The organism is Bacillus sp. es.034 (genome assembly GCF_002563655.1).
Taxonomy (GTDB): Bacteria; Bacillota; Bacilli; order Bacillales; family Bacillaceae_B; genus Rossellomorea.
Genome location: NZ_PDIY01000001.1, coordinates 2246721 through 2272696, shown reverse-complemented (window position 1 = coordinate 2272696; position 25976 = coordinate 2246721). Strand labels below are relative to the sequence as shown.

21 protein-coding genes and 1 other annotated feature are annotated in these 25976 nt (G+C 44.7%); of the genes, 2 read left to right on the top strand and 19 right to left on the bottom strand.

All coding sequences use genetic code 11. The features are described 5' to 3' along the window. Positions 1 to 36: 36 nt before the first annotated feature. Together ATG71_RS11515 and ATG71_RS11510 are read right to left on the bottom strand one after the other, a co-directional pair. A complete protein-coding gene (locus ATG71_RS11515; protein ID WP_098439722.1) occupies positions 37 to 1347 on the bottom strand; it encodes a bifunctional folylpolyglutamate synthase/dihydrofolate synthase in 1311 nt (436 codons plus the stop codon). 131 nt (positions 1348 to 1478) lie between these two features. Then, on the bottom strand, positions 1479 to 4130 hold the full coding sequence (locus ATG71_RS11510; RefSeq protein WP_098439721.1) for a valine--tRNA ligase: 2652 nt from the start codon (positions 4128 to 4130) through the stop codon (positions 1479 to 1481). A gap of 52 nt (positions 4131 to 4182) precedes the next feature. Next, positions 4183 to 4410, bottom strand: a binding site (T-box leader). 163 nt (positions 4411 to 4573) lie between these two features. Here ATG71_RS11510 and ATG71_RS11505 point away from each other — a divergent pair. Continuing rightward, the gene (locus ATG71_RS11505) at positions 4574 to 4762 is read left to right on the top strand and encodes a hypothetical protein (RefSeq protein ID WP_034760497.1); all 189 of its coding nucleotides are present in this window, start codon (positions 4574 to 4576) and stop codon (positions 4760 to 4762) included. A gap of 35 nt (positions 4763 to 4797) precedes the next feature. Here the strand turns inward: ATG71_RS11505 and ysxE are convergent, their stop codons facing one another. The 8 genes from ysxE to hemA all read right to left on the bottom strand — a co-directional run bounded on the left by ysxE (position 4798) and on the right by hemA (position 13602). After that, entirely contained in the window at positions 4798 to 5826 is a 1029-nt protein-coding gene (gene ysxE, locus ATG71_RS11500; protein WP_098439720.1) for a spore coat protein YsxE, read from the bottom strand. A 139-nt stretch (positions 5827 to 5965) separates the two neighbouring features. Further along, positions 5966 to 7183 (bottom strand): stage VI sporulation protein D, encoded by a 1218-nt coding sequence (spoVID, locus tag ATG71_RS11495; RefSeq protein WP_098439719.1) that lies wholly within the window; start codon positions 7181 to 7183, stop codon positions 5966 to 5968. A gap of 135 nt (positions 7184 to 7318) precedes the next feature. After that, entirely contained in the window at positions 7319 to 8611 is a 1293-nt protein-coding gene (gene hemL, locus ATG71_RS11490; RefSeq protein ID WP_098439718.1) for a glutamate-1-semialdehyde 2,1-aminomutase, read from the bottom strand. 55 nt (positions 8612 to 8666) lie between these two features. After that, positions 8667 to 9641, bottom strand: coding sequence for a porphobilinogen synthase (gene hemB, locus ATG71_RS11485; protein WP_034757163.1), 975 nt, complete (start codon positions 9639 to 9641; stop codon positions 8667 to 8669). 27 nt (positions 9642 to 9668) lie between these two features. Next, on the bottom strand, positions 9669 to 10451 hold the full coding sequence (locus tag ATG71_RS11480; RefSeq protein WP_098439717.1) for a uroporphyrinogen-III synthase: 783 nt from the start codon (positions 10449 to 10451) through the stop codon (positions 9669 to 9671). Continuing rightward, a complete protein-coding gene (hemC, locus tag ATG71_RS11475; RefSeq protein ID WP_098439716.1) occupies positions 10451 to 11383 on the bottom strand; it encodes a hydroxymethylbilane synthase in 933 nt (310 codons plus the stop codon). The genes ATG71_RS11480 and hemC overlap by 1 nt, the downstream gene beginning before the upstream one ends. 17 nt (positions 11384 to 11400) lie before the next feature. After that, entirely contained in the window at positions 11401 to 12234 is an 834-nt protein-coding gene (gene ccsA, locus ATG71_RS11470; RefSeq protein WP_098439715.1) for a cytochrome c biogenesis protein CcsA, read from the bottom strand. A 15-nt stretch (positions 12235 to 12249) separates the two neighbouring features. Then, positions 12250 to 13602 (bottom strand): glutamyl-tRNA reductase, encoded by a 1353-nt coding sequence (gene hemA / locus ATG71_RS11465; protein WP_098439714.1) that lies wholly within the window; start codon positions 13600 to 13602, stop codon positions 12250 to 12252. A gap of 401 nt (positions 13603 to 14003) precedes the next feature. On the opposite strand from hemA, the gene ATG71_RS11460 reads away from it, so the two are divergent. Then, on the top strand, positions 14004 to 14489 hold the full coding sequence (locus ATG71_RS11460; RefSeq protein ID WP_098439713.1) for a LiaI-LiaF-like domain-containing protein: 486 nt from the start codon (positions 14004 to 14006) through the stop codon (positions 14487 to 14489). Positions 14490 to 14532: 43 nt separating this feature from the next. On the opposite strand, the gene ATG71_RS11455 is transcribed toward ATG71_RS11460, so the two are convergent. From ATG71_RS11455 to tig, 9 genes are all read right to left on the bottom strand, one after another. Continuing rightward, positions 14533 to 15255, bottom strand: a complete 723-nt coding sequence (locus tag ATG71_RS11455) for an amino acid ABC transporter ATP-binding protein (protein ID WP_179886645.1) — start codon at positions 15253 to 15255, stop codon at positions 14533 to 14535. 34 nt (positions 15256 to 15289) lie between these two features. After that, positions 15290 to 15937 (bottom strand): amino acid ABC transporter permease, encoded by a 648-nt coding sequence (locus ATG71_RS11450; RefSeq protein WP_034757145.1) that lies wholly within the window; start codon positions 15935 to 15937, stop codon positions 15290 to 15292. A gap of 85 nt (positions 15938 to 16022) precedes the next feature. Beyond that, entirely contained in the window at positions 16023 to 16805 is a 783-nt protein-coding gene (locus tag ATG71_RS11445) for a transporter substrate-binding domain-containing protein (RefSeq protein ID WP_098439711.1), read from the bottom strand. 303 nt (positions 16806 to 17108) lie between these two features. After that, positions 17109 to 17693 carry a ribosome biogenesis GTP-binding protein YihA/YsxC gene (gene yihA / locus ATG71_RS11440; protein WP_098439710.1) on the bottom strand — a complete coding sequence of 195 codons (585 nt, stop codon included), beginning with the start codon at positions 17691 to 17693 and terminating at the stop codon, positions 17109 to 17111. Then, positions 17690 to 20014 (bottom strand): endopeptidase La, encoded by a 2325-nt coding sequence (lon, locus tag ATG71_RS11435; protein ID WP_098439709.1) that lies wholly within the window; start codon positions 20012 to 20014, stop codon positions 17690 to 17692. Before lon ends, yihA begins: the two co-directional genes overlap by 4 nt. A gap of 170 nt (positions 20015 to 20184) precedes the next feature. Continuing rightward, entirely contained in the window at positions 20185 to 21843 is a 1659-nt protein-coding gene (lonB, locus tag ATG71_RS11430; RefSeq protein ID WP_098439708.1) for an ATP-dependent protease LonB, read from the bottom strand. Positions 21844 to 21964: 121 nt separating this feature from the next. Continuing rightward, positions 21965 to 22654, bottom strand: coding sequence for a Dph6-related ATP pyrophosphatase (locus ATG71_RS11425; protein WP_179886519.1), 690 nt, complete (start codon positions 22652 to 22654; stop codon positions 21965 to 21967). A 78-nt stretch (positions 22655 to 22732) separates the two neighbouring features. Beyond that, positions 22733 to 24007, bottom strand: coding sequence for an ATP-dependent protease ATP-binding subunit ClpX (gene clpX, locus ATG71_RS11420; RefSeq protein ID WP_098439706.1), 1275 nt, complete (start codon positions 24005 to 24007; stop codon positions 22733 to 22735). Positions 24008 to 24564: 557 nt separating this feature from the next. Next, positions 24565 to 25851, bottom strand: coding sequence for a trigger factor (gene tig, locus ATG71_RS11415; protein WP_098439705.1), 1287 nt, complete (start codon positions 25849 to 25851; stop codon positions 24565 to 24567). Positions 25852 to 25976: the final 125 nt, after the last annotated feature.

Genomic DNA, 25976 nt, shown 5'->3' with positions numbered 1-25976 from the left:
TAAGAATATTTTATCAAAGCACCTGAATAAAGTCACTTACTTTTTTCTGTAATTTTCCAATAAAGGAAGTAAATATGGTTTTACTTCTGATAAAAAGTACAAGGAGCCGGTTATGAGCAGGGCTTCATCTTCTTCCATGATGGCGATTTTCTCTTCAAGATACTTTTTCCAATTGTGGACTTTTGCCTTATTTGGATGCGAAGAAGCTTCGTAAAGTTCTTCAACCGATGCCACTCTCGGAAAATCAAAGGTCGTAAATCCGATGTCATCCACGGCTTCTTCCAATTGAGAGATCATCGGTCTTAACTCTTTATCATGAAGTGCCGAGAAAAGGACGGTCACCTTTTTATGAAGGAAGCGTTCGTTGATTGTCTTCACGAGGGCATCCACCCCTTCTGGATTATGGGCACCATCAATATAAATCTCACGTGTATCTGATAATGCCTCCATTCTCCCCGGCCATGATGCCTTCTTTAATCCTGTCTTGATGTGCTCCAGTTCTATTTTCATCTCCTGATTTTTCCCAAGGAGCTCGACGACTTTTATGGCAAGGGCTGCATTATTGATTTGATGGGTTCCGATCATGGAAAGGTCGAACACGTCATGCTGCACGGGAGATGTATACTCGAATCTTTCTCCCTTTTCCAATAAGGCGACACGCACTGCAGTAAAGTCCTGCCCAAGTTGAAATACATCACTTTCCTTTTCAAGGGCTGTTTCTTTGATTACGTTCCTTGCTTCAGGCTGATGAACCCCTGAAATGACCGGTACCCTGTGCTTGATGATTCCCGCTTTCTCAAATGCGATATCTTCCAACCTGTTACCAAGAAACTGCATATGATCCATTCCGATGCTCGTGATCACGGAAACCATGGGAATGATGACATTCGTCGAATCCAGTCTTCCCCCGAGCCCAACCTCATATAGGACAAGGTCGACGGGTTGCAATTCGGCAAAATAATAAAAGCTCATGGCCGTAATGACTTCAAATTCTGATGGCGCGCCCCACTCCGATTGTTCCATCATTTCCGCGATAGGCTTGATCTTTTCGACAAGACGCGACAAATCCCCATCGCTGACAGGATCTCCGTTCATGCTGATCCGTTCATTGAAGCGTTCAAAATAAGGAGAGGTAAACGTTCCGACTGTATATCCTGCTTCCTGTAACACATTCCTCAAATAGGTAACCGTGGACCCTTTTCCATTCGTACCGGCAATATGGACGGTTTTCAGCTTTTGATGAGGGTTCCCGAGTTCCTCCAGCAGATGATTCATTCGCATCAATCCCGGCTTGATCCCAAGTCTGAGTCTTGAGTGGATCCACGCGACAGCTTGTTCATAATTCATCAATTTTTTCACTCCCACACAGGCTTCATTAGAAAAAGGGCCCCAATCAGGCCAGATTGATGAGGGATCCCCCCTATCAATCAGACCCGATTTTAAAGCCCTCTTCCTTACCTTCTATTTATTCAGTCACATTAAACCGATTTAAGCTCTTCAATTCTGGCTTTCACAGTCGCTTGTTTCTCTAAATAATCTTTTTCTTTCTCTTTTTCCTCGTCGACTACTTTCTGAGGGGCTTTGCTTACAAACTTTTCATTGTTAAGCTTGCCTTGGACACGGGAAACTTCCTTCGTCCATTTATCCAGTTCTTTTTGAAGACGTGTGATTTCTTCTTCGATATTGATCAGTCCTTCTAATGGAAGGTACAGATCCACGCCTGTCACGACTGCCGTCATCGCTTTTTCCGGTGCCTCAAGATCCGTACCCATCTCTAGCTTTTCCGGATTACAGAATTTCTCGATATATGATTGATTCTTTTCGATGATCGTCAGGGTGTTTGCATCCTTGGCTTTCAGCATCAGGTTGATTTGTTTACTCATCGGCGTGTTCACCTCGGCACGAACATTCCGTACGGCACGGATGATATCAACCAGCAGCTTCATCTCTTCTGCAGCCGCTTTGTCTGTCAGCTTATCGTCAACTGTCGGCCATGCTGCTACAGTGATGGATTCGCCTTGATGCGGCAAGTTCTGCCATATTTCCTCGGTAATAAACGGCATGAATGGGTGTAATAGTCTCATGGTGTTGTCGAGTACATATGCCAGGATCGAACGTGTCGTCTTCTTGGCCGCTTCGTCTTCACCATATAGAGGCAGCTTCGCCATTTCAATATACCAGTCACAGAAATCATCCCAGATGAAGTTGTATAGTAAGCGTCCAACTTCACCGAACTCATAACGATCTGCAAGGCGTGTCACCGTTTCAATCGTTTCATTTAATCGGGTAAGGATCCATTTATCTGCAACAGACTTCTCACCTGATAGATCGATTTCGTCGTATGTCATGCCACCCATGTTCATTAGGGCAAATCGGGATGCGTTCCAGATCTTATTCGCAAAGTTCCAAACCGACTCAACCTTTTCAAATGAGAAGCGAAGATCCTGTCCTGGTGAACTTCCCGTTGTCAGGAAGTAACGAAGGGAGTCGGAACCGTATTTTTCGATGACATCCATCGGGTCAATACCATTCCCAAGAGACTTACTCATTTTTCTTCCTTCAGCGTCACGAACCAAACCGTGAATCAATACGTCTTTGAAAGGACGCTCTCCAGTAAACTCCAACCCTTGGAAAATCATCCGGGAAACCCAGAAAGGAATGATATCGTAGCCTGTTACAAGGGTACTTGTCGGATAATAACGTTTGAAATCTTCTGCGTTTGTATCCGGCCAGCCTAATGTAGAGAACGGCCATAGTGCAGAACTGAACCATGTATCCAGTACATCATCTTCCTGTGTCCAGTTTTCCAAATCTTCAGGAGCTTCTTCTCCTACATGTATTTCCCCTGTCTCATTATGGTACCAGGCAGGTATTCTGTGTCCCCACCATAGCTGACGGGAGATACACCAGTCGCGTGTATTCTCCATCCAGCGAAGATATGTGTTTTCAAAACGGTCCGGAACAAAGTTTACTTTATTTTCTTCTTTTTGAAGTTGAATTGACTTTTCTGCCAGGGAATCCATCTTTACAAACCATTGTTTTGATAGATAAGGCTCAACAATCGCCCCGCTACGCTCCGAATGCCCAACCGAATGCATATGCTCTTCAATCTTGAACAATACACCTGAGTCCTGAAGGTCCTTCACGATTTGCTTGCGGCAGTCAAAACGATCCATGCCGTTATATTTATTAGCTTTCTCGTTCATCGTACCATCCTCATTCATCACAAGGATGCGTTCAAGATTATGACGGTTCCCGATTTCAAAGTCATTCGGGTCATGGGCAGGTGTGATTTTCACCGCACCGGAACCGAATTCCATATCCACATAATCGTCACCTACGATCGGGATTTCACGCCCTACGATTGGAAGGGTAACCTTTTTCCCGATTAAATGCTTGTAGCGGTCGTCTTCCGGATGTACCGCTACCGCCGTATCACCAAGCATCGTTTCAGGACGGGTTGTGGCGATTTCAATGTGCCCGCTTCCGTCAGCCAGTGGATATCTCATATGATAGAACGCACCCTGTACATCTTTATGAATAACCTCGATATCGGATAATGCCGTCTTTGTCGCAGGGTCCCAGTTGATGATATATTCCCCGCGGTAGATCAAACCTTTATTGTAAAGATCGATGAACACCTTTTGAACCGCATCTGATAACCCTTCGTCAAGTGTGAAGCGTTCGCGGCTGTAATCAAGCCCGAGCCCGACTTTCGCCCACTGCTGGCGGATGTGCTCGGCATATTCTTCTTTCCATTTCCACGTTTCTTCCACGAATTTCTCACGACCGAGGTCATAGCGTGAAATCCCCTGGCTACGGAGTTTTTCATCTACTTTTGCCTGTGTGGCAATCCCTGCATGGTCCATACCCGGAAGCCATAGTACGTCGTATCCCTGCATGCGTTTCATTCTTGTCAGGATGTCCTGCAGCGCTGTGTCCCATGCGTGACCAAGATGAAGTTTCCCCGTAACGTTCGGCGGAGGGATGACGATGGTGTAAGGTTCCTTTTCCTTATCGTTTGTCGCTTCGAAGTATTTGCCTTCGAGCCACCATTTGTACCGGCCCTGTTCAATGGCATTCGGATCATATTTTGTCGGCATTGATAATTGTTGATCTTGAGTTTCCATGTAATTTCCTCCTATATCGTTCTAAAAAAAATAAAAAAATCCCCCGTCCTGTGAAAAGGACGAAGGATTCCATTCGCGGTACCACCTTTTTTCTCAGGAGAAAAAGGCCTCCTGAACTCTCGACGATTATAACGGCTTTTAACCGGCTTCTACTACTCTCATTTCATAGAAACAGCTCTTCAGGCGACCTTCCAATGTCTTATCGTAGAAAATCTCTCAGCAAACGATTTTCCTCTCTGAACGTAAGAATCAATGTACTCTTCCTGTTCATTGCTTTTCATGATTATTTATTTACTCATTATAGTATAGATAAGATAAACTTTCGTCAATCATTATTGGCATTTTCATTGAAAAATATTCATTTTGCCCATACATAGGCACCATTCCATCCCGGCTTCATAAGATAAAGTAGTGAATACACCCAGGAAAGTGAGTGGAAGATGATGAAAAAAATCAACCAGTACACGTTACAGAAATGGATGGGGAACGCCCGATTAATATGTAAGCAATTCATCATACCCTTTACCATCTTTCAAGGCATCCGCACGATTCTGCTCCCGACCACGTTTGACGTCCTTCTGTTAACCCTGTTTATCGGTATCGGCCTCGCCATATACTTTGATTGGATTTAAGGAACTGACGAAAAGTGGATTCGTCAGTCCTTTTTTTATTCAGCCTGCTCGGCCTGCTCCTTCTTCTGCTTCTCCATCTCATCCAGACGCATGACCACATACTCGGTATTTTTCAATAACCAGTAATGACGTTGCAGTTTCTTCAGGGACTTCCGTTCATTCCGCTTATCCTTCGGGGTATGGAAGTATTTTTCCACCACGGCAATGACCGAGCTCGGATATGCCAGGTAGCTCATGAACAGGAGCCGCTCTTCATTCCGGACGGTAAAATGCTGAAAGTAGGTGGTGAGCCATTCAATGCATTCCTCATAATATTTAGGATAGGTCTTCAATGTTCTCGACAAAAACGGAAGCAAATCATGAAAGGGAGACGCCATCTTGGAGTTCTCAAAGTTATGAAAATACCCCAAACCCCTTTCATCGAATAAAAAATGCTCCGTCGAAACCTTTCCATGGGTGATCACGGTCCTTACCTTTTCGAGCTCCTTCGTGTCCTCGTACCATTCATCCAGCATTTTACGGGAAAACTTCAACGCTTGTGAGGCATCTTTGTAATACATGCAATAATGAAATTGAAAGGGGGACATGTACGTGGTCTTTTCACAAGCTTCCACGTATTCATCAAGGAACGCCTGCTCTTTATCCCATCTCGACGTGAGTTGCTCATAATGGGATTCTCTCTCTTCCTTATCGATCTTCACTTCTTGTGAAGAAAGAGTGTGGAGCCTCGCCAATTCCCTGAACATCTTCTGGTGCTTTTCAAACTGATCTTCTCTTTCCTGGTTCATCAGCCACGGCATGACGTAATATAAATCCCCTTGACTCCACACAGCATAGCGGCCATCCAAGGTGGGATAAATCGGGACGATCCGATTATATCCCCGCTGAAACAGCATTTGTACATTGCGGACGAAGTCCACGCCATTTTGGGCTGGAAGCTGTTTGACGGCCAGAGTGCCTTTGTTTGAAAATACCTTCGAAATCCTTCCGTAGCTTTCAACAAAATGAGGTTCAACCCCATAAGGTTGCAAGACAGGCTTTAATCCCTCCAGCGTTTGCGCCATTTCTCTCACCTTCTACGATTACTTTTATAAAAAAAAACGGACCAACCCCAATGAATTTGGTGTCAGCCCCGTCATTTCCACTATGATACATTGACTCTTCTTTTTGGTCCTCTGATGGGAGTGACCTTGCTATTTTCCTTTATCCCTTGAAAACGAATTCGCTGTTCGGGATATATAGAACCTGACCGGCATATACGTCCTGATTCGCTTCGAGTTGATTCACCCTTAAAAGCTGCGGAATGGTCAAATCATATTTTTCAGCTATATAATCCAGGTTTTCTCCCTCCTGGACGATGCATACCCGAAGAGTCGCTCCCCGTTCTTCTTCTTTCCGGGCAAAGAAATCAGTCAATGAAATGGATTCATACTTCTTTTTGCCCTTCGTCTTTTTCTTTTCTTCCTTTTCCTCCTCTTCCATCTCCGCTTCTACGGCTGATGAGGAAGAGGACTCTTCTTCTTCCATCTCCTGCTCCTTGTACTTAGGAGCTGGAGGAGGAGTATAAGCGGCCTTCGGTTCAGCATGCTGCTCCTCAGACGACTCACTCAGTTCATGCTGGGGAAGCTGGAAAACATTCTCTTTCCGGTAGTCGACTTCCTCATAGGAAGGAGCCGGCTGGGTATCGTATTGAATCTGAACGGGAATTTCATCTTCCTGCTCAGCCGGTGGAGTCCTTCCCTCCAGGTTAAACGGCTGATACTCGTCATCCTGGTCCTCTTCTTCCTCTTCTTCTTCAACATACCCCGTGATTTCTTCTTCATCATAGTTTTCGTATTCGTACACTTCTTCTCTTTCTTCTTCTTCTTCGGTTTCTACTTCTTCTTCCGCCTCTTCCACTTCTTCTGCTTGGGCTACGGCACTTGAGCGGTAAAGGGGCTCGAATTCTTCTTCTCTTTCATACTCTGCTTCAAGAGGAGTATGAGCCTGCTGTTCACCGTAGATACCGGTGATGGTCAAGTCCGCATTCAGCTTTAAACAGGCATTTTCAGGGACGATGTAGTCAAAGGACTCAACATACACATCAATATCCCCAAGGTTCGCAATCCGATTTTTTGGGATCGTGACGTCCACTGGGAATCGATGGACAAATTCATATTCACCCTTCTCCCGCTTTTCCACGGTCTGAACGAACTTCCCGCCTGCTTCGAACTCATCTTCCTCTTCTTCCCTGAATGCAGTCGGTAAATACTCACCGGTCAAATCGAGGCTTCCCCTGATAAGTACGTACTGTTCTTGTTCTTGTATCGTTATATGAGGATCTAAGGAGATAGATAGCAATTCTTCAACTTCCTGTCCTTTTTTGAACCAAATTGATTCTTCCAAAGAAAATCGTAAGCACGATTGTTGTTCTTGTGACAAAGAAAATTCCTCCTTTCAGGTTCCAAACAAAGAAATAGTAAACAATGCCATTATCACTTTATGAAACGGAAAGGAGGAATATGATAGGAAAACGAATATAAATAGCCGACCCTTAAAAAGGATCGGCTATCATGATTACTTCTTACTGATTTTCTCAAACGCCTTTTCAGCTGCCTGAAGGGTCTTTTCGATATCGTCATCCGTGTGGGCTGTCGATAAGAAAAGTCCTTCAAACTGGGAAGGTGGCAGGAATACCCCTTCATGGGCCATTTCACGGTAGTAGTCGGCAAACATCTCAAGATCCGATGACTTGGCACCTTCATAGTTCGAAACTTCATCATTGGTAAAGAAAATCCCGATCATGGAGCCTGCACGATTGATCCTGTGAGGAATATTGTATTTTTCCGCAGCTTTCTTTAAGCCTTCCTCCAGTAGATCTGCTTTGCGTGCAAACTCGGTATACGTTTCAGGGGTGAGCTGGCTCAGTGTTTCGTATCCAGCGGTCATGGCTAACGGATTCCCTGAAAGGGTCCCTGCTTGATAGATCGGTCCGCTCGGCGCGATCCTTTCCATGATTTCCGCTTTCCCGCCGTAAGCCCCGACAGGAAGTCCCCCGCCGATGACTTTCCCCAGGCAGGTTAAGTCAGGAGTCACATTGTAGAAGCCTTGTGCACAGCCATAGCCGACGCGGAAGCCCGTCATGACTTCATCGAAGATCAACAGTGCGCCATGATTTTCCGTAACCTCACGGAGGCCTTCCAGGAAGCCTGGCTGCGGAGGGACGACACCCATGTTTCCGGCTACAGGCTCGACGATCACACCGGCAATGTCATCACCGTATTGTTCGAAGGCATAGCGGATGCTTTCGAGATCATTGTAAGGCACCGTGATCGTATTCTTGGCAACCCCTTCAGGAACACCGGGACTGTCCGGTAAACCGAGGGTCGCGACACCGGAGCCCGCCTTAATTAATAAAGAGTCTCCATGGCCGTGGTAACAGCCTTCGAACTTGATGATCTTATTGCGGCCTGTGTAGCCACGGGCCAAACGCAGGGCACTCATCGTCGCTTCCGTACCTGAAGACACCATACGGACGATCTCGATGCTTGGCACCCGGTCAATCACCAGTTGGGCGAGTTTATTTTCAATTTCTGTGGGAGCACCAAAGCTCGTCCCGTTTTCAGCCACTTTTTTAATGGATTCCACGACCCGGTCATTGCTGTGACCAAGAATGAGCGGACCCCAGGAAAGGACATAGTCGATGTACTCATTCCCATCGATATCATAGATTTTCGATCCTTTTCCCCTTTCCATGAAAATCGGATCCATGTTGACTGATTTAAACGCACGGACGGGACTGTTCACTCCGCCGGGCATCAGGTTTACTGCTTCCTTGAATGCTTGTTTCGATTTCTCATATGAACGCAATATCGGTTCCTCCTTTAGTGATCTTTCAGTCATCCTGACAGGAATTCTTCACCAATTAGGATAACCAGTTGGCTACGTCTTTTGCAAAATACGTAATGATGAGGTCTGCCCCTGCACGTTTCATGCTGGTCAGTTTCTCCATGACGATTTCCTGTTCGTTCACCCAGCCGTTCTGAGCCGCTGCTTTCACCATGCTGTATTCCCCGCTCACGTTATAGGCGACAACCGGTGCATTGAAACGGTCTTTCACCTCACGCATGATATCCAGATACGAAAGCGCCGGTTTCACGATAAGGAAGTCGGCACCCTCTTCCATATCAGACTGAGCTTCCCTTAGGGCTTCCATGCGATTCGCCGGGTCCATTTGATACGTTCTGCGATCTCCGAATTGAGGTGTCGAGTGAGCCGCGTCACGGAAAGGACCGTAGAAGCTTGATGAATATTTCACCGCGTATGACATGATCGGCACATCATGATAGCCTGCTTCGTCCAAGCCGTGACGGATTGCTGCTACGAACCCATCCATCATGTTGGACGGAGCGATGATGTCGGCTCCCGCTTCAGCCTGGCTGACCGCTGTTTTGGCCAACAGATCAAGGGTTTCATCATTCAGGACTTTCCCGTCTTTGACGATTCCACAGTGACCGTGACTGGTATATTGACAAAGGCACGTATCGGCGATGACAACAAGATCAGGGTAACGTTCCTTCACGAAACGTGTTGCCTCCTGGACGATTCCATGGTCATGATACGCCTGTTTCCCAAGTTCGTCTTTTTCAGCAGGAACACCGAAAAGAATGATGGACTTGATCCCGAGTGAAACCACTTCATCCATTTCAGCTTGTAAATTATCGAGTGAAATATGATAAACACCCGGCATGGATGGAACGACATTCTTGATGTTTTCCCCTTCCACGACAAATAACGGGTAAATTAAATCTTCTTTTCTTAGATGTGTTTCACGCACGAGCGCACGCATCGTTTCCGATTGACGTAAGCGGCGGTGTCGATTGAATTGCAGGTCTTTCATAATAAAAGCCTCCTAATTGTTTGATAGCTAACAGGCAGAGATGAACGCTTTCATCTCATTCACCATTTCATTTACAGTATAAACGCTTGGACAGATTTTTACATGTAATCCGTATTGCTCCGCGGTTTTTTTTGTAATCGGGCCGATGCACGCAATGGGAATGTCCCTTATGTGATCATAGAGAGAATAGTGACGGATGACCTTCATAAAATGATGGACCGTCGACGAACTCGTAAATGTAATGATATCCACTTTTTCTTTTTCAATGATCGTTTTCAACTGCACGAAGCTTGTCTCTGGAAGGACCGTTTCATAGACGATCCATTCCTGACAGCTGACTCCTGCCGAGGCTAATTCCGTCGCAATCACATTCCTTGCCAGATTCCCTTTTGGAATCAGGACGTGACCATCAGGCTTCACTTTAGAAATGAACTCCTCGGCGAAGTCATCGCCAGTGAAATTCTCCGGAACAAATGAAATCGGTATTCCGTATTTATGACAGTACTGCTCCGTCTTGGTCCCGACGGCCGCGAATTTTCCCGTATAAGAGGATAAAGGGATCCCCTGTCTTTCCAATGCTTCCAGGAAGAACTTCACCCCATTTTTACTGGTGAAAATGATCCATTCGTATGTATGTAGGGTGGTGTGAAGCGATACCTCCAGCGAATCTATGCGGGGGTGAAAATGAAGGAGCGGTACCAAGATGGGTACCCCTCCCTCGCTTTCAATGAGAGACCCGGTTTCACTGGATCCCTCATTGCCACGAGTAATCAAAACCTTTATTTGTTCTAAAGGCCTCTTACCCTTCATTATTGATCCAGCTCCTCTTTCACCTGATCGATCAAGGCTTTTGCCCCTTGTTTAGTTAAGCTTTCAGCCACTTTTTCTCCAACTTCTTTCGGGTCCTGACCCGTCATGTATTCTTTGTAGATCGTCTCTCCGTCCGGAGAAGCGACAAGTCCGGTCAATGCAATATCTCCATTGTCTTTCAGCTCGGCAAATCCCGCAATCGGTACCTGACAGCCGCCTTCCATTTTATGAAGGAAAGCTCGTTCCGCCGTCACGGTAGTCGTCGTTTCTTCACACGCGAACTTCTCTAGCAGTTCAAGGACTTCATCGTCATCATTTCTGCACTCGATCGAAAGGGCCCCTTGACCGACTGCCGGCAAGCAAAGGTCCGGATCAAGGAATTCCGTTACGACATCCGACGTCCATCCCATTCGTGATAAGCCCGCTGCTGCCAGGATGATGGCATCGTAATCTTCGTTTTGAAGTTTGGAAAGGCGTGTATCGATGTTGCCGCGTATCCACTTGATTTCAAGATCCGGTCTCACAGACAGAATCTGAGCCCCTCTCCTGAGACTGCTCGTTCCGACGATCGCTCCGCCTGGCAGGTCTTTAAGGGCAACATGATTCTTACTGATGAACGCGTCGCGGTGATCCTCACGAACCGGGATGCTTCCAATCGTCAGTCCATCTGGTAAAACCGCCGGCATATCTTTCATACTGTGAACGGCCATGTCGATTTCTTTATCCAGCATCGCCTGCTCGATTTCTTTTACAAATAAGCCTTTACCGCCCACTTTGGATAAGGTGACATCCAGGATCTGATCCCCTTTCGTCACAATCTCCTTCACTTCGAAATCGTAAGAAGGGTCGAGTGCCTTCAACTGATCGATCACCCAATTAGTTTGGGTAAGGGCTAATTTACTTCGTCTTGAACCAACAATGATTTTTCTCATAATGACCTCCTGAAAACTTATGAATACCAGAAATGAAATGAAGACAACCGACTAGCTAAGAAAAAGTTGATTAATATAATCAAGAAGGCTGCCACATTCAGAAACGCTAATGATTTACCAAAGACATTCTTTTTAATGCGAAGGTATAAATAAATGCTATATAAAATTAATAGAATGAATGATCCCACTATCTTTGGATCATACCATAGAAATTCCGGAAGCTTGATGTATGCCCATTGCAGTCCCAATATCAGGCTTAACAGAAGCATCGCTACCCCTATGGAATTCGAGATATAGGATATCTTCTCAAGCTTTGACAAATCACTGATCCTCCATAACCTCTGCCCCCATTTTTTCTCCTTCAATAATTTAAACTGGAGGAGATAAAGCAGGGAAAACACAAAGGAAAGACTGAAGGCCCCGTAAGACAGGATGGCCATCGTAATGTGAATCAGTAATAACTCGGATACCATCTGCTCTGCCATCGCCTGGGACTCCACCTGAACGGGTGCGAAAGTATGGATCGCCATGATGATGAAACCGAGTACATTTGTAAAGAAGACAGTGAAATCCACCCTTAGCAATCGGTTGATGATAAGGGACAGGGTGATGAGCACCCAGGCATAAAAATAAAGCCCCTCAAAGATGGTGAGGACCGGAAACCTGCCTGTATTCATCATGTATAGAAATAAAAAGATTGTTTGAAGGACCCAAACAATCGCAAGTAACCAGAAGGCAAACAGGTTCGCCTTCCGGTTTTTGTTTAAGAAATCTATAAAATAAAAGAGAATACTAATAGCATACAGAACAATCATAAGTTCGTGCAGCCTAGTCATCGTTTGTTCAAACATCGACATTAACCTCACTTATGCTTGAAAAGAGGGTTGTGGTGTAAAGCTATGATCGCTCTCAGTCTTTTCGTTGGCTGCTTTCACTTGTTTCTGCTCTAACACTTCTTGTTCAATGTTAAAAATGTTGATGAATAAATCCAGCTTATCTTCAGCATCCGGCAGTCCGGCAAATTCCTTTGCCTGGAGGATCGGATCTTTTAATAACTGATTGATGATGCTCTTCGTGTGCTTATTCAATACTTTGCGTTCACGATCGGTTAAATCAGGCATTTTACGTTCGATGCTTTCCATCGTATCTGCCTGAATGGAAAGTGCCTTCTGCCTAAGGGCAGAGATGACCGGCACTACGCCGAGCATATTCAACCATTCTTTGAACGCAACGATTTCCGCTTCAATCATGATTTCAATTTGTTCAGCCGCCTTTTTGCGTTCGGCGAGATTCGCCTGGACGATGCCTTCCAAATCATCGATATCATAAAGGAATACGCTCTCAAGCTGCCCGATCGCCGGATCCAAGTCCCTTGGTACCGCAATGTCCACCATGAATAGGGGACGGCCCTTCCTCATGCTTTCCACATGGGACATCATTTCTTTCGTGATGACGAAATCCTTCGCTCCCGTAGAACTGATCATGATATCCGCTTCTACAAGGGCGCATTGAAGCTCCTGCATCGTTTTCGCATTACCGCTGAAACGCTCTGCCAGGGTTTGGGCCTTCTCATACGTACGGTTGATCACGGTCACCTTGGTGGCTCCACTGCCATGGAGATTCTTGATGGCAAGTTCACCCATTTTCCCGGCACCAAGTATGAGGACATGCTTACCCTCCAGGCTTCCGAATACCTTTTTAGCCAATTCAACGGCCGCATAGCTGACTGATACCGCATTGGAACCAATCTCTGTTTCCGAGTGACCCTTTTTCGAAACCGTCACAGCTTGCTTGAACAGGTGATTAAATACGGTACCCGTCGCTCCCGACTCCTGGGCATCCAGGAAGCTTGAACGGATTTGACCAAGGATCTGGGTTTCCCCAAGTACCATGGAGTTCAATCCGCAGGCAACCTTAAACAGGTGTTCGACGGCTCCTTCTTGTTCATAAATGAACAGATAAGGCGTGAACTCCTCTTTATCTATATCAAACCATTGAGATAAAAATTCTTTAATATAATAACGACCTGTATGAAGCTGATCCACTACCGCATAAACTTCCGTTCTATTACATGTAGAAACAATCACATTTTCAAGGATGCTTTTCTTTTCCTTTAATGCTTTCATTGCTGAAGGAAGATCAGTTTCATTGAAAGATAAACGCTCACGAATCTCTACAGGGGCCGTTTTATAATTTAAACCAACGACTATTGTATACATGCTATGCACTACACCCCCAAGTAAAATCATTACTATTATTATAACATGTCCAAATAAGTCCTCAGGCCCTGAAATGTGAACAGAAATTGAAACCTGTGCTACAGTTAAGGAGGTAGAATCGAATGATTCTTCCGGGACTTGCTAAACATTACTTTCATCATTACATTTAAGAGTAGAAGAACGAACTAAGCTTGAAAGCATTTTCAATTCTTCCTAAATCTTTTAATTTTCGACATTTGCCTACTAATGTAGGGTACCAAAACGAGCCTAAAGAATCAAGTAATGGAAAGGTTTCTCACGATTCATCGAAACAAAGGGATCAATTTTTCATATTATGTGTCATTTTCCCTTAAAAAATAGGAATTAAAACCGGAATTTTACTAATTTACAGGAGGAAAAGAATGAAACAGCAACGAATATTCCCCGGAATCATCTTAATTGGCTTTGGAGCTTACTTTTACTTACAACAGGCAAACATTGTATTATTTCAGGAATTTTTCACTTGGCCCACTTTGCTTATCATTGTCGGACTCGCTTTTCTCGGTCAGGGATACGGAGGAAGGGATTATGAAGCCATCCTCCCCGGTACGATCCTGGTTGGATTCGGCCTGCATTTCCATGTGGTCAACAAGCTTGACGTTTGGCCGGATCATATGGGGACCTTTATCCTTATCATCGCCCTCGGTTTCCTGCTCAGATATCAGAAGACACGCGCCGGCTTATTTCAAGGGGTTCTCTTTCTGACACTTTCTATCATTCTTCTTTTCTCTGATAAAGTGGTGCGATGGTTTGGTTTTATTGAAGGAAGCGTGGGAAGCGCTTGGGAATTCTGGCCCATCGTCATTATCGGAATCGGTGTCTATTTATTATTTGTAAGAAAAAAGTAGGCAAGAAAAAGCCCGGAATCGCATCCGGGCTTTTTCACGTGTATTAAAGAACCGAGTCTAAAAATTCTTTCGTCCTTTGTTCTTTTGGAGATTGGAATAATTCCTGAGGGGGTCCTACCTCGACGATGCGTCCATCATGCATATAGACGACCCAGTCGGCCACTTCACGGGCAAATCCCATTTCATGGGTCACGACGACCATCGTCATCCCTTCTAAAGCAAGCTCCTTCATGGTAGCCAGTACCTCACCGACCAATTCCGGATCAAGTGCCGAGGTGGGCTCATCGAACAGCATGATATCCGGCTTCATGGCAAGGGCCCTGGCGATGGCGACACGCTGCTTCTGTCCCCCTGAAAGCTTGGACGGGTAGACATCTTCTTTATCCCCAAGCCCGACCTTCTTTAACAGTTCTTTGGCATCCTTCCTTGCGTCCGCCTTTGAGACACCCTTAACGTACACCGGTGCCTCCATCACGTTTTCCAATACAGTTTTGTGGGGGAATAGATAGAAATGCTGGAACACCATCCCTACCTTCTGACGGATTTTATTCAAATCATGGGTATCCTGGTTGACTTCATCTCCTTCGATGACAACCTTCCCATTATCTTTCAGCTCAAGGAAGTTCAAGCAGCGAAGCAGTGTACTCTTCCCTGATCCACTGGCCCCAATGAGGCAAACCACATCACTTTCCCTTACGCTGATATCAATGTCCTTCAATACATGTAAATCACCAAAGGATTTATTTAATTTTTCTACTTTAATCATTTCCTGACTCATACTCATCCCTCCTGCGTCATTCTTAATCACTGATGGACATACGTTTTTCAATTACATTGACAATCGTTGAGAATAGTAATACAAGAACCAGGTAATAGATCGCTACAACGAGCAAATATGTCATATAATCGAAATTATTCGATCCGAGTGTCGTCGCCACGCTGAACAATTCGAACATCCCGATGAATGAAGCAAGGGATGAGTCCTTCAATGCAATGATGAATTGATTTCCAAGGGGCGGCAGGGCACGCCTGAATGCCTGCGGAAGGATGATCCTTCTCATGGACAAGCCGAGGGACATCCCAAGGGAACGTCCCGCTTCCATTTGCCCTTTGTCGATGGACTGAATGGCTCCCCGGAAGATTTCTGCGATATAAGCCCCGTTATGGAAAGCAAGACCCATGACGACAGACCAGAAGCCTGAAATATTCAACGAGGTCAAACCGAAATAGAAAATGAAAATTTGAACGATTAATGGTGTACCCCTTACAACGAAAATGTATAAATCCGCAATCAGGGACAAAGGCTTGATCCCTGAAATCTTCAGGAAAGCGAAAAACAGACCGATCACAATCGCAATCAGGACAGAAACAAAGGTTAACTGGAATGTTAACAGCATCCCTTTCAGAAAAACATCATATGTACCTGCAAAGGTTTCTAAAAAGTGCATGGACTTCCCTCCGTTCGATTTTCTTCCACTTTAAGACAAAAAGCGAATGCGCATAGAAGCACATTCGCTCTGTGTCATGCTGCTCTTACTCTTTCTCGGGATCGGATGTAATATCTGTTTTGAAATATTTTTCACTGATTTTCTTCAATGTACCGTCTTCTCTTAATGCTTCGAGAGCTTGATTGACTTCTTTCAATAGTTTTTCATTATCTTTACTCACGGCGATTGCCTGCTCACTGCGTCCGATCAGTTCACGTGCTTCGATGTTGAGTCCTGAAGCAATCGCTTCTTTACCCGTGATGAAGTCTGTGATGACGGCATCATGTTTTCCTTTGTTTAACGCTTCAAGTGCAACAACATCACTATCATACGCTTGTATTTTATCCGTTACTTCCTTTGCGGTATCTGAGTACGTCGATCCCTTGGATACAGCAATTTCCTTGTCCTTCAAATCATCCAGTGTTTCAACATCACTGTCTTTACGGACGAAAATCTGTGGACCTGAATAATAATAAGGAGTTGAGAAGTCTACTTCCTTCAAACGATCTTCCGTGATTGTATGACTGGCGACCGCCGCGTCAAAACGTCCGGATTTGACCCCTTCTACAATTCCTGCAAATTTAAATTTCTTCTGTTCAGGTTCAAGACCCATTTCTTTCGCAACGGCTTCTGCCACTTCAATATCGAAACCTGACATGGTTCCATCATCATTCGTCACGCTGAATGGCTTGAACTCACCGGAAGCTGCATAAACGAATTTGCCTTCCTCCACTAACTTCGCGCCACTCTCTGTTGTAGCTTTGTCACCGCATGCGGATAGAAGAAGTGCAGCAACTGCGAACAAGATCAGGCTTTTCCAATTCTTCATTGTCTAGAGTCCCCCTTATGTAGCTTGTAATATTTTTAATCTTTCATAATTTTATCAACAAAAGAGAAAATTCTCAAAATTCAAATATAGCTTCCAGAGCTTATAATTATCCATTTTGGTGGATGAACATGATTCAGCTTTGATATAGATACATATGCGTCCCTATCCTTTCATTTCCTTTCATATGCTTTCGTCATATAGGCCAAAAAACCTTATACGGACTTCGGTAGACCTTCTTTATGACTACTTTTCAGTCAGAAAAAAAGAACCGATCTCCAAAATGGAAATCGGTTCTTTATACGTTTATTTATAATACGATTTGATGGCGTCCCAGGCTTTGTCTTTTCCAAGTCCTGTTTCGGAGGAGAACATGATAAGGTCGTCTTCACTGTCCATGTTCAGGGTTTCTTTTGTGACTTTCAGGTGCTTCTGCCATTTGCCTTTCGGGATCTTGTCCGCTTTGGTGGCAATGACGATACAAGGAAGACCGTGATGCTTGAGGAAATCATACATCATCACATCATCCTTGGTCGGGGCATGGCGCAGGTCTACGATCAGGATGACCGCCCTTAGCTGCTCTCGGGAAGTGATGTAGGTTTCAATCATCTTTCCCCATGCTTCCCGCTCTGTTTTGGATACTTTGGCAAAACCGTAACCGGGCACATCTACATAATAGAGGGTTTCTTCTATTTTATAAAAGTTCAGCGTCTGGGTTTTACCAGGCTTGGAGGAAATCCTCGCCATGCTCTTCCTGCCGATCATTTTATTGATGAATGAGGATTTCCCTACGTTAGAGCGCCCCGCTAAGGCAAACTCAGGTAGGATATCGCCAGGGTATTGTTCAGGCCTGACCGCACTGATGACTAGCTCAACTTGATTTACTTTCACTTCTTTTCACCTACTAATGCTTTCTCTAAGACTTCATCGATGTGGGACACAAGGATGAACGTTAATTCTCCCCTCACACTTTCAGGGATATCATCTATATCCTTTTCATTATCTTTCGGAAGGATAATCGTTTTAATTCCGGCACGATGAGCGCTTAATGTTTTTTCTTTCACTCCGCCGATTGGAAGGACTCTTCCTCTCAGGGTCATTTCACCTGTCATCCCTACTTCACGGTTCACGTATTTCCCTGTCAGGGCTGATACGAGTGCCGTCGTGATCGTGATCCCGGCTGAAGGACCGTCTTTTGGGACTGCTCCTTCGGGAACGTGGATATGAATATCATGTTTCTCGTGGAAATTCTCATCGATCCCAAGTTGCCCCGCCTTCGAACGTACGTAGCTGAAGGCTGTCTGGGCAGACTCCTTCATGACGTCTCCCAGTTTCCCGGTCAGGACGAGCTTCCCTTTACCCGGTGCGAGAGATACTTCGATTTGAAGGGTATCCCCACCGACCGTCGTATAGGCAAGGCCGGTTGATACACCGATCTGATTTTCGATTTCTGCCTGGCCGTAACGGAATTTTCTCTTTCCGAGGAACTCTTCTATATTGCTTGAAGTGATCACGACTCTCTTCTTATCACCCGAAACGATGATCTTCGCGGTTTTTCTGCAGAGAGCGGCCAGCTGACGCTCCAGGCTCCTTACACCGGCTTCCCTGGTATAATAGCGGACGATATCAACAATTGCTTCATCTCTCACTTGAAGCTTGGATTTGGTTAACCCATGATCTTTGATTTGCTTTTCCAGTAAATGATGCTTCGCAATGTTCAACTTTTCAAGCTCCGTGTAACCGGCAATCGTAATGATTTCCATCCTGTCCCGGAGTGGTCCCGGTATGGTGGAAAGGTCATTGGCCGTTGCGATGAACATGACTTTTGATAAGTCGTATGTCTCTTCAATATAGTGATCACTGAAGTTAGAATTTTGTTCGGGATCCAGTACCTCAAGCATCGCTGAAGAAGGATCTCCCCTGAAATCACTGGACATTTTATCGATTTCATCGAGAAGGAACACAGGGTTGATCGTACCTGCCTTTTTCATACCGCGGATGATCCTGCCGGGCATGGCTCCTACATACGTACGTCTGTGACCCCTGATTTCGGATTCATCACGAACGCCTCCAAGGGAGATGCGGACAAAATTCCGTCCCAGTGATTCAGCCACGGAACGGGCCAAGCTCGTTTTCCCGACCCCTGGAGGTCCAGCGAGACACAGGATCGGCCCTTTCAGGGATTGAGTCAGCTGCTGAACGGCAAGATACTCAAGAACCCTTTCCTTAACCTTTTCAAGACCGTAATGATCCCTGTTTAAAATCTGCTCAGACCGCTTGATGTCCAATTGATCTTCCGTTTCGGTGGACCATGGTAAAGAAACAAGCCACTCGATGTAGTTTCGGATCACAGAGCTTTCAGCAGAGCTTGAAGGCACTTTCTCATAGCGGGCGAGCTCCTTCAAGGCCGTAAGTTCCACTTCTTCAGGCATGTTGGCCTGTTCGATCTTTGAGGTTAAATCTTCAATTTCACCCGTTTTACCTTCTTTATCACCCAACTCTTTTTGGATGGCTTTCATTTGCTCCCGAAGATAATACTCTTTCTGGGTTCTTTCCATGGAACGTTTGACACGCTGCCCGATTTTCTTCTCTAAGCTCAACACTTCTTTTTCATTGTTGATCGTTTCGATCACCATTTGAAGGCGCTTCTTAATATCCAGTGTTTCCAGGACGTTTTGCTTTTCCTTCATCTTGAGGGGCAGATGGGATGCCACGATATCTGCGAGCCTTCCCGGTTCTTCAATATCTGAAACGGTTGAATACGTTTCAGCTGAAACTTTCTTTGATAGCTTTATGTATTGTTCGAAATAATTGAGTAACGTCCTCATCAAGGCGTCTGTTTCCGATTCCTTCCCTTCAGAATCATGAAATTCCTTCACCGTTACTTCATAGAAATCCTTTTGCCCGGTGAATGACGTAATAGACGCACGATTCATTCCCTCGACAAGTACCCTGATGGTCCCATTTGGCAGTTTGAGCATCTGCTTGACCTTTGTAAGAGTTCCCATCTCGTAGAAATCTTCCTGTGTTGGCTCATCTATATTCATATCTCTTTGAGTCGTTAAGAAAATCAAATGATCATCCATCATCGCTTTTTCTAAAGCCTGAACGGAGCGCTCACGTCCAACATCTAAATGCAAGACCATCGTTGGATACACAAGTAAACCTCTCAATGGAAGGAGGGGAACCGTTAAATTATTTTGTTTTGCCACATATAACACCTCCGAATTTTGCTCATGAGTCTTTGTACAATTCTAACTTATTTACTAGGTAGTGTCTATTAAATAGGTATTTACAACTTTATTCGAATGGGTTGCCGCTTATTCCTTTACAAGCCATTCAAAAACAAACCGATTCGGATAGACCCGAATCGGTCAACAGTCTATACACTTTTCTTATTTTGTTCAGGTACGAGATCGGGTGACGATACGTGATCCTTCATCAGGGCGAGATCAAGAACTTCCTTGAGCTGTTTGACCGGGACCACTTCGATTCCTTCTATCTCTCTTAACATGGCCTGCTGGTTGTCGTACGGAATGATGGCCATGGTGGCACCGGCGAGTTTTGCGCCTTTCACCTTAGGATACACCCCTCCGACAGGCTTAACAGATCCATGTATACTGATTTCACCCGTGACGGCAATCGTATGCTTGATGGGTATCCGGTAAATGGCCGAGTAGATCCCAAGAGCCATGGCAATCCCTGCAGAAGGGCCGTCGACCGGCACCCCGCCTGGAAAGTTCACATGGATATCATACTGATCCGCAGGTACCCCCATGGAACGAAGGACGGTGATCACATTTTCGATCGAGCCTTTCGCCATACTTTTTCTCCTGATGGATTTACTCCGATCACCGATGCTTTCTTCTTCCACGATTCCCGTCACATTGATGGTACCCTTATCGGCAGCCGGAATAACGTTTACTTCAATTTCAAGTAGAGAGCCGGTATTCGGTCCTGTCACGGCTAACCCATTGACCAGACCAATCGTTGCCTCTTCATTGATTTTTTTCTGATAGCGCGGGGAAAGCTGACTGGATTGAATGATCCACTCGAGCTCATGATCATAAATTTCTTTTCTATTTTCGGTGATGGCAACCCCGGCTGCTATCTGAACCATATTGACTGCTTCACGGCCGTTACGCGCATAAGATGCAAGAGTTTCGAGCCCTTTGTCGCTGATCGTCATTTCTACTTTCTCAACGGCTCCTGCCGCCACCTTCTTCACTTCGTCATGCTCAAGCTCCCTGAAAAAAACTTCCATGCATCTCGAGCGGATCGCCGGAGGCAGTTCATTCGGTGTACGGGTCGTGGCACCGATCAAGCGGAAATCCGCCGGAAGGCCGTTTTTGAAAATATCATGGATATGGGTGGGAATTTGATGATTTTCTTCATTGTAATAGGCGCTCTCAAGGAACACTCTGCGATCTTCTAACACTTTTAAGAGCTTATTCAATTGAATGGGGTGCAATTCCCCGATTTCATCAATGAACAATACGCCTCCATGGGCATTGGTTACAGCACCTTGTTTTGGTTGCGGGATCCCTGCCTGTCCCATGGCTCCTGCCCCTTGATAAATGGGATCATGAACGGAACCAATCAGCGGATCGGCAATCCCCCGTTCATCGAATCGTGCCGTTGTGGCATCCAATTCTACAAAAACGGCAGAAGATCTAAATGGGGATTTCATATTTTTCTTTGCTTCTTCCAGGACCAGACGGGCGGCAGCCGTTTTTCCGACGCCGGGCGGTCCATAAATGATGACATGCTGTGGATTCGGACTGCATATCGCTGCTTTCAATGCTTTGATGCCATCTTCCTGTCCGACAATATCTTCGAAGCTTGAGGGTCTTACTTTTTCGGCAAGGGGTTCTGTTAGTGAAATGGATCTCATCTTTCGGAGTTCTTCCATCTCTTTTTTTGATTCACGGTCAATGGAAACTTTTTGCGTTCGCTGGTTTTTTAACAGGTTCCAGAAGTACAATCCAATGATGATTCCGAAGAATAATTGGATGAATAAAGCGATGCTCGTAAAGCTCATTCGTCTCCCTCCAAGTAGATACAAGTTGTTATCGGTTAGTATCTCCTTGACCTTGTGGGAATAAACAAAAAAATTCCGTGAGTGGATGGTTTAAAAAGCATAAAAAGATATGTATATTACTTCAATTTTTCTCTACTAATCGGCAAGCCTCAATATCTAAAGACCATAGACCGGCGTTCAAGACGACTCCTGATTGCACTATATGTACTTTTTTAAAGAAGATGGGACCGTCCAGGACGAAGGTGTGGTATTCGCCTGCTTCTCCCATGACGCAGCAGCCTTTTATATGATGGATATCCTTATAAAATTCCCAATCGAGCATTCGGCCGGCCCATGAGGGATCGAATACTTTGTCGGAAGCCCTGCATGTGACTGCAAAGAATCCAAGTGTGATAAATTCTTTCAGTAATTGACTGCTTTCCCCCTCCGATATCCATACGGGGAATGAGGGTTTCAAACCTGCTTTCCTTGCCACTTCTTCGTTCCACTTTCGATCTTCTTCTGCATATAAGCTTCCAAAGACGATCTCTTCCACACCCCTATTCTGCTTTATATCGGATAATGCCCCAATGAGGGAGCGCTCATAATCATCTCCGGAATTCACAATGACCAGCGGAATATCCAAGGCTTTTGCCTGTTGCCCGAGGATATCCAATCTAAGACCGTGAGCATGATTCCGTTCATATTTTTCAGAGACCATCGAAACAAGACATTCTACTTTTTTGCCGGCTTTTAATGTACGATTCAAAGCAAGACACCCATCTTTCCCGCCACTCCAGCTAATGGCCACCTTGGTTTTCTTATTGTCCATTTGCCCCATCTCCGTTCTATATCTCTGGTCGAAAAAAAGCCGGGAATGAAGGATCATTCCCGGCTTTACGTTAAGCTATTAAGCTGATGTCTTTTCTTCTTCGTTTGGATCGATCATGGTGCCATCCTCAAGCATTAAGTGAGGAGCGGCATCTTCAAGGATCGTCTCTTTCGTAATGATACATTTCTTAATATCATCACGGGAAGGCAGATCGAACATCACATCAAGCATCATGGTTTCGATGATGGATCGCAGTCCACGTGCACCTGTTTTACGCTCAATTGCTTTTTTAGAGATTTCAAGCAGGGCATCTTCTGTGAACTCAAGCTCGACCTCATCCAATTCAAGCATTTTTTGGTATTGTTTTACCAATGCGTTTTTAGGTTTAGTCAGGATTTCAACCAGTGCTTCTTCATCAAGAGGCTCAAGGCTTGAAATGACCGGTAGACGACCGATGAATTCCGGAATCAATCCGAATCTCAATAGGTCTTCAGGAAGAACTTTAGAAAGTAGCGACTTATCTTCTTTCACTTCAGCGTTTTTAGGATCAGAACCGAATCCGATTATCTTTTGACCTAAACGGCGTTTGATGATTTGTTCGATCCCGTCGAATGCTCCACCACAAATGAATAGGACATTGGACGTATCGATTTGAATGAACTCCTGGTGAGGATGCTTGCGTCCGCCTTGTGGTGGAACACTTGCTACCGTACCTTCAAGAATTTTCAAGAGGGCTTGTTGTACTCCTTCACCTGAAACGTCTCTCGTGATGGATGGATTTTCAGATTTTCTTGCCACTTTATCGATTTCATCGATATAGATGATCCCTTTTTCAGCTTTTTCCACATCGTAGTCAGCTGCCTGGATCAGTTTCAATAGAATATTCTCTACATCTTCCCCAACATAACCCGCTTCTGTTAAAGAAGTCGCGTCGGCGATGGCGAAAGGAACGTTAAGAATACGAGCCAATGTTTGGGCAAGGAGGGTTTTCCCGCTACCAGTCGGCCCAATCATGGCAATATTACTCTTAGACAGTTCAACGTCATCAACTTTACTGCTGGAGTTGATACGCTTGTAGTGGTTGTAGACGGCTACGGCAAGTGATTTCTTCGCCTGATCCTGCCCGATTACGTACTCGTCCAGGATTTCCCGGATTTCGCGTGGTTTCGGTACGTCTTTAAATTCTACTTCTTCTTCTGTACCCAGCTCTTCTTCTACGATTTCTGTGCAAAGCTCGATGCACTCATCACAAATATACACACCTGGTCCAGCGACTAGTTTACGAACTTGGTCTTGTGTTTTTCCGCAAAAAGAACATTTTAATTGCCCTTTTTCATCATTAAATTTAAACAATGATTTTCACCCCTTCGTTAAAACTTCATAAAATCGTGCCTGTTTCATCAAACGAACGATTCCTTACATCCCTATTACCTAAAGTTATGTACTGCATTTTATCATATTATATGTTCGTAAAGAAATTGATACGATTCTTAAGAATCATCTTATTATGTATCGTGCATTTTAGCAAATCTTTTACATTGCTAAAGTTTATTTTGTCCAAATGAAGTCAGGTAATGTAAGGAATCTTATTATGTATGTTCATGGTGAAAAGTAATGCAACCCCGTCTCATAAGCTTTTTCCAAAAATAGTGGTTCTTATTCTTAGAAGTGTAAACAATTACTAACTTATGAAGTGAAGCTTAGTGATTTGGCTCATTTACGCCATCACCATCAAAAGCGATCGAGCAAACGAGTTTGCTCGATCGCTTTTGATGGTGATGGCTACTTTTCAGCTCTGCTGAAAAGCGTGTGAAACGTTCGATTCACATGAATGAGCCAAATCACGGGGAATATCCGCTTCATTGTACAAAACAAGGCACGAATGATTCGCGCCTTGTTTGCTATTTTTATTATGCTACAGTTTTGCTGTTCTCAACAAGGAATTCTACTGCTTTACGTACTTTAAGGTCGGCTTTAAGTGTGTCAAGGCCGCCTAGTGCTTGTTTGATATTATCAGCAGTCATGTTGTATTGTTCAGCCATTTTGTTTACTTCTTCTTCTGCTTCTTCGTCGGTTACTTCAAGGTTTTCCGCTGCTGCGATTGCTTCAAGTGTTAAGTTGGTGCGAACGCGTTTGCCGGCATCCTCTGTCATTTGACCACGAAGATCTTCTTCTGATTGACCAGAGAATTGGAAGTAAAGATCAAGGTTCATACCTTGCATTTGCAGGCGTTGTTCGAACTCTTGCATCATACGGTCTACTTCAGCTTTAACCATTACTTCTGGAATTTCAACTTCAGCGTTGTCAGAAGCTTTATTTACAAGAGTTTCACGAACCGCTGTTTCAGCTTCGTTCTTTTTAGACTCTTGAAGGCGTTTTTCGATTTTTTCTTTTAGTTCAGCAAGCGTTTCAACTTCTTCGTCAGCGTCTTTTGCGAACTCATCATCAAGTGCCGGAAGTTCTTTTGCTTTGATTTCGTGAACTTTCACTTTGAATGTAGCAGGCTTACCAGCAAGCTCAGCTGCATGGTATTCCTCAGGGAAGTTTACTTCTACTTCTTTCTCTTCTCCTGCTGCAACACCAACCAATTGCTCTTCGAATCCTGGGATGAACTGACCTGAACCTAATTCAAGTGAGTAGTTCTCAGCCTGTCCGCCTTCAAATGCTTCACCGTCAACGAATCCTTCGAAATCCATTGTTACTGTGTCGCCTTCTTCAGCTTTTCCATCTTCTTTGACAGCAAGCTCAGCTTGTTTCTCTTGAAGTGAAGTAAGTTCAGCTTCAACATCTTCAGCTGTTACTTCTGTTTCCATTTTTTCTACTTCAAGACCTTTGTAGTCGCCAAGTTTCACTTCTGGTTTCACTTGTACTTTAGCAGTGAAGACCAGGTCTTTTCCTTTTTCCATTTGCTCGACATCGATTTCAGGACGGTCGATTGGATCGATTCCTGTTTCTTCGATTGCTTTTGCATATGCTTCAGGTAAGATGAAATCTAATGCATCTTGGTAAAGTGATTCTACACCAAAACGTTTTTCGAACATTCCGCGAGGCATTTTCCCTTTACGGAATCCTGGTACGTTCACTTGTTTTACAACCTTTTTGAATGCCGCGTCCAAACCTTCGTTTACTTTAGCAGCTTCTACTTCAATTGTAAGTACTCCTTGGTTTCCTTCTTGCTTTTCCCATTTTGCAGACATACTGTTCCCTCCAACAAATCTATAGTTGATCTTAAATTTTTTACGCATAGTAGTAGATAGTCCCGTGTGAATCTAGCACTATCATCGTAAATATATGAAAAACTTTCACATTACAACCATTACAT